The organism is Streptomyces anandii JCM 4720 (assembly GCF_014650655.1).
In the GTDB taxonomy this organism is placed as follows: domain Bacteria; phylum Actinomycetota; class Actinomycetes; order Streptomycetales; family Streptomycetaceae; genus Streptomyces; species Streptomyces anandii.
Map to the genome: position 1 here is coordinate 85,222 of NZ_BMVJ01000006.1, position 5,920 is coordinate 91,141.

The 5,920-nt window shown below is 75.7% G+C and carries 2 protein-coding genes and 1 pseudogene; 2 read left to right on the forward strand and 1 reads right to left on the reverse strand.

Features of this window, described 5'->3' with window-relative positions:
- Positions 1–1,880, reverse strand: a pseudogene (locus tag IE249_RS13165) (RecQ family ATP-dependent DNA helicase); the annotation flags it as partial.
- A 130-nt stretch (positions 1,881–2,010) separates the two neighbouring features.
- Between IE249_RS13165 and IE249_RS13170 the strand changes: the two are divergent.
- Both IE249_RS13170 and IE249_RS13175 read left to right on the forward strand, forming a co-directional pair.
- Positions 2,011–3,555 (forward strand): DUF4192 domain-containing protein, encoded by a 1,545-nt coding sequence (locus IE249_RS13170; RefSeq protein WP_189705000.1) that lies wholly within the window; start codon positions 2,011–2,013, stop codon positions 3,553–3,555.
- A gap of 395 nt (positions 3,556–3,950) precedes the next feature.
- Entirely contained in the window at positions 3,951–5,870 is a 1,920-nt protein-coding gene (locus IE249_RS13175; RefSeq protein ID WP_229858334.1) for a glycogen debranching N-terminal domain-containing protein, read from the forward strand.
- Positions 5,871–5,920: the final 50 nt, after the last annotated feature.

Genomic DNA, 5,920 nt, shown 5'->3' on the forward strand with positions numbered 1-5,920 from the left:
CCAAGGGAGTTGATCAGCCGGGGCCGGGTGCGCGAGGCCACGGTGACCACGCCGACCGGGCGCGGCGGGGCGTCCGGCGCCCCCGAGGCCCAGCCGCCGGGGCCCTTCGCCCAGTCGGCCAGAACGCCCACCACCGCCCGGGCCACGTCCTCCGGCACGGGGGCGTCGGGGGCGTGGGAGGTGAGCATCGGCCGCAGCCGGTTGCCCCACCCGATGTCCGACAGACGCCCCAAGGCCCTCCCCGCCGAGGCCTGTTCGGCGGCGGGAATACGGCCCTTCAGATCGACACCGATCGCCGGCAGGCCCGTCGGCCACATGCGGCGGGGGTCCACCTCCACCCCGGCCCGGCCGAGGTCCACGCGCGCGGCGTCCAGCGCCGCCGTGGAGGTGTCCGCGGTGAACCGGGCGCCCGCGCAGTTGTCGCAGCGGCCGCAGGGCCCGGCGCTGTCGTCGTCGAGCCGGCGCTGCAGGAACTCCATCCGGCAACCGGTCGTCGCCGCGTACTCGCGCATGGCCTGCTGCTCGGTCCTGCGCTGCCGCGCGACCCAGTCGTAGCGCTCGGTGTCGTACGTCCACGGCCGGCCGGTCGCCGTCCAGCCGCCCTTGACCCGCCGCACCGCGCCGTCCACGTCGAGCACCTTGAGCATGGTCTCCAGGCGGGAGCGGCGCAGCTCGACCAGGGGCTCCAGGGCGGGCAGGGACATCGGGCCCTCCGCGCGCGCGAGCACGTCGAGGGTCCGGCGCACCAGGTCCTCGGCAGGGAAGGCCAGCGAGGCGAAGTACTCCCAGATCGCCTCGTCCTCCTTGCCGGGCAGGAGCAGCACCTCGGCGTGCTCGACCCCGCGGCCCGCGCGGCCCACCTGCTGGTAGTAGGCGATGGGGGAGGAGGGTGAACCGAGGTGCACGACGAAACCGAGGTCGGGCTTGTCGAAGCCCATGCCGAGCGCGGAGGTGGCGACCAGCGCCTTCACCTTGTTCCCGAGCAGGTCGTCCTCGGCCTGCTGCCTCTCCGCGTTCTCCGTGCGGCCGGTGTACGAGGCGACCGTGTGCCCGCGGTGCCGCAGGAACGCGGTGACCTCCTCGGCCGCGGCCACGGTGAGGGTGTAGACGATCCCGGAACCGGGGAGTTCGTCGAGGTGGTCGGCGAGCCAGGCCATCCGGTGCGCTGCGTCGGGCAGGCGCAGCACGCTCAGGCTCAGGCTGTCCCGGTCCAGCGGCCCGCGCAGCACCAGCGTGTCCGAGGCGTCGCCGGTCCCCAGCTGTTCGGCGACGTCCGCGGTCACGCGCGCGTTGGCCGTGGCGGTGGTGGCGAGGACGGGGACGCCCGGCGGCAGTTCGGTGAGCATGGTGCGCAGCCGTCGGTAGTCCGGGCGGAAGTCGTGGCCCCAGTCGGAGATGCAGTGGGCCTCGTCCACGACGAGCAGGCCGGTGGCGGCGGCGAGCTTGGGCAGCACCTGGTCGCGGAAGTCGGGGTTGTTGAGCCGCTCGGGGCTGACCAGGAGCACATCGACGGCGCCCGCGGCGATCTCGGCCTGAACGGTGTCCCACTCCTCGGTGTTCGCCGAGTTGATCGTACGGGCGTGGATGCCGGCGCGGGCAGCCGCCTCCACCTGGTTGCGCATCAGCGCGAGCAGCGGGGAGACGATCACCGTGGGGCCGTTGCCGCGCGCCCGGAGCAGGGACGTGGCCACGAAGTAGACCGCGGACTTGCCCCAGCCCGTGCGCTGGACGACCAGGGCCCGGCGACGCTCGGCGACCAGCGCCTCGATGGCCCGCCACTGGTCCTCGCGCAGTCTGGCCGTGCCCGTGTCGTCGCCGACGAGACGGGCCAGTACCGCGTCGGCCGCCGCTCGCAGGCCGGCGTTGCTCGTGTGCTCCATGGGTCCCATACAACAGGACGGCACTGACAATCGGGACACGGCGGCGGCGCGACGGCCGGGGTGACGTGTCCCTGCTCGGACTTATCCACAGGTCAAAGCGGAATCTCGCCGTCCGCGAGATCGTCGGCGCATGACGAATCACAGCGAAACGCCAGGACCCACCGGTAACGGCCACATCGCATACGAAGGACCCGGCCCCGAGCACCAGATCACCCTCCGCACTCCGGCGGAGCTCGCCGACGCCCTGCCTTATCTGCTCGGATACCGGCCGGAGGACAGCATGGTCCTGGTCGCGCTGCACGACCAGGACGGCCGCGGCCGGTTCGGCGGCCGGGCCAGGCTCGGCATCCCGTCGAGCAGCGGCGACTGGCCCTCCGCGGCCCGCCAGCTCGCGCACGGCCTGATCACCGGCAGCGAGCGCAGAGGCGCCAAGCCCGCGCAGATGGTCGCCTTCGTCTGCCAGGAGCCGGCACCGGGCGAGTCGGGACGGCAGGTGATGCGCCGCCTGGCACCCCTCGCGCAGAGGCTCCGCACGGAGTGCGGACGCCTCGACGTGCCTGTCATCGAGGCCATCTGTATCTCCGGCGGCCGCTTCTGGTCCTACTGCTGCCCCACGGAGGGATGCTGCCCTGACGACGGACGGCCCATGGGCCTGCCCGGCACCTCCGTTCTGGCCGCCGCCGCGGCCTACGCGGGCATTCAGGTACGCGGCAGCCTTAAGGAGCTCCGGGCCCGGCTGCAGCCGTGGGAGACCGCCGCCGCACTGGAACAGGAGATCGCCCTGGACGCGGCCGGCCTGGCCGTGGTCCCACGGATCCTCGACGACGACGGCCGCGCCGAAGTGGCCGAGGAGACCCTGGAACTCGCCGCGCGCGTCATGCGGCGCCTCGCCGACGCGCCCTGCGTCGCCGGCAGCGCCGCCGGGGACCTGCGCGACGACCGGCTGATCACCTCTGAGGAGGCCGCGGCGCTCATCCTCGGCCTTCAGGACCGTTCGACCCGCGACCGCGCGGCCGAGTGGATGGAGGGCGACGAGGCAGGCCCCGCGCTCCGGCTGTGGCGGGCCCTCGCCCGCCGCTGCGTCGGCCCGTACGGCGAGCACGCCGCGGCGCCCCTGACCCTCGCCGGCTGGGTCGCCTGGTCGACCGGCGACGACCTGGAGGCCCGCGAGGCCCTGGCCATGGCGCTGGGCGCGGACCCCGAGTACCTCTTCGCCCGCCTCCTCCACCAGGCCTGCAACGAGGGGCTGGACCCCGAGTCGGTCCGCCGCTGCCTGCGCGGCGAACGCGTGCAACGCGCGCAGGCACAGGGCCCCACGGCGAACACGGCCGCACCCACGTGCTCGGACGGCCCGGAGGGCGGGGAGGCGTGCGACGGCGGCATGGACCCGGTCGGGACGACCGGGACGCCGAGCGCCGGCCGCTCCCGCTCCCGCGAACCGCACGAGACGCCGCCCCGCCGCCGGCGCCGCACACGGGCGGGGGAGCCCGGCCCGGCGGCGGCCCCGGACCGGACCCGGCCGGGCACCCCACGGCCCGACAGCACGCACACCGGCCCGTCCCGCAGGCCCGGCCGTGGCCGTCCGGCCGCCGCGGCCAACGGCGGGACTCGGCTGGGGAGCGCCTGCGATCCCGGTGCGGATCCCTCCGCGCGGACCACCGGGGAGGACATGTGAGCACGAAGACGACCGACCACCCCCGTTCGGTCGGCTTCCCAGGCCACAGGCGTGACCCGGACGACTTCCGCCGCGTTCACCTGAGTGGCGGAACGCCTGGCCGGGGCGCGCCGCCGCACCTCCCGTGCCTCGCAGGGGCCGGCGCCGGGCGCCGGATCCGCCCGAGGCACACAGAGCGCAGAGGAAGCCGCCCCATGCCCCAGCCGACTCCGCCCTCCGCCACCGTCACCGCCGTGCGCGGCAAGGCCACACCGTCCGGAAAGGGAGCGACGAGCCCTCCGCCGTTCCCGCCGAACCCGGACGGACCACAGACACCTCCGGTGCAGCGCGGCCCCCGTCCCGGAGAACCGCCGCCCCGGTCGCGGTTCGCGGGACTGCCCCCGACCCACGACGTCATGATCTGCGTCGCCCTCCCCGGGCTGGCCATCTCCGACGGGCAGGGCCGACTCAACGGCCGGGGACTGGAAGGCTTCTACCGCGCGGGACGCCGCCTGCTCTCCCGCTGCCAGGTCCGCGTCGCCGGTCGCGAACCACTCGCCCTGCAGGCCCGGCCCACCGGCGCCGACCGGGCGCGGTTCGTGGGCACGGTATGCGCCGCACCCGGCGCGGGTCCCGATCCGGACGTGATCGTGGAGCGCACCCGGGACGCGGACGGCACCGAGCGGATCACCCTGCGCAACACCTCACTCCGCCTGCTCCACCTGCCCATCGAAGTGGCGCTCGGCACGGATCTCGCCGAACTGAGGGAGATCGCCGCGGGCCGGGCGGGCCGCGAAGTCCCCGCCGCCGTGCGGGACTCGGGCCTGCGCTGGACCTCGCCCGCCCTGAGCGTGTCGGTCACCGCCGACCCGCCGCCCACGGACGCGCTCGCCTCGGCGGGGCTGCTGCGCTGGGAGTTCGCCCTGCCGCCCGGAGGCACGGCGAGCGTCGAACTGCGCGTGCGGCAGGACGGCGCGGGTCCGGTGCGTGCGGCGGGCCGCGCGGCGCGAGGCCTCCTCGCGGACGCACGCGCCACCGGCGACGCCTCCGGCCTGGAAGCACTGCTGCGCACCTGCGTCGACGACCTCAGAGGCTTGTTGCTGCGCGATCCGGCGCACCCGGCGGATCTGCACCTCGCGGCGGGTGCGCCCTGGCGGTGCGGTCTCGCTCCCGCCGAAGCGCTCAGCGCGGCCCGCATGGCGCTGCCCCTGGGCACCGGGCTCGCCGCGGGCACGCTGCACACCCTCGCCAGGACGCAACACCCCGGCACAGGACCGCGGTACGGCATGATCCCCGGCCCCCGACGGGACTTGGGCCCGCACCTTCCTCCGGGCTGCACGGGCACGGAGGCCACCCTCCTCTTTCCCGTGCTCCTCGCCGAGGCCCGCCGGTGGGGACTGCCCGAGCGCGACACGCGAAGACTGCTCCCGGCGGCCGAGCGCTGCCTGACCTGGCTGCGCGACACGGTGGGCGACGGCACCTACCTGCGCGAGCCGCTGCCCGGCGGCCCGGTCCGCTGCGAGACCCAGGCACACGCCCACCGCGCCGCCCTGCTCGGTGCCGACCTGCTCGAAGCCTTCGGCCGCCCCGGCGTCGCCGATCTGCGGCAGTGGGCCCAAGAACTGCGTACGGCCGTCCGCAAGGACTTCTGGGCCGAGGACCGGGCCGGTGGCAGACCGGCCGCCGCCCGCACCCCCGACGGCCGCCTCCTGCCCCACCTCGGCGCCGCCGCCGTCCACCTCCTCGACACCGGGTTGCTCGGCGGAGGCGAACACGCGCCCGGACTGCTCGACAAGACGCGGACCGAGCAGCTCGCCCGGCTCCTCGGCGGCCCCGCCATGGACTCCGGCTGGGGGCTGCGCGGGCTCGCCACCGGGGAACCGGGCTACAACCCCTTCGGCCACCGCGCCGGAGCCGTACGCGTGCCCGAGACCGCCATCGCCCTGGCGGGTCTGGCCGCTGCGGGCCACGAGAAGGAGGCGGCCGCACTGCTGCGCGGTCTCCTCGCCGCGGCCGGGAGCTTCGGCCACCGCCTGCCCGAGATGTTCGCCGGCGACCAGCGCACCGAGGGCGGCGCGCCCGTGCCCCACCCCGCGGCCTGCCGCCCCTCGGCCACGGCCGCGGCAGCGGCGGTGCTGCTGTTGACCACCCTCGCCGGCATCCGTCCCGACACACCGGCCGGGACGGTCACGCTCCGTCCGATGCCCACCGCGCCCGCCGGGGAGATCGGACTGACGGGGCTGCGGGTCGCGGGCGCACCGTTCTCCGTGCGGGTCAGCCGGCTCGGGCTCGCCATGGTCGAGGAGGCCGCCGAGGGACTGCAACTGCGAGTGTGACCTCGTACGACGCCCGGCGCGACGGAGTGGGAAGCGGGCCGGCGCACCCG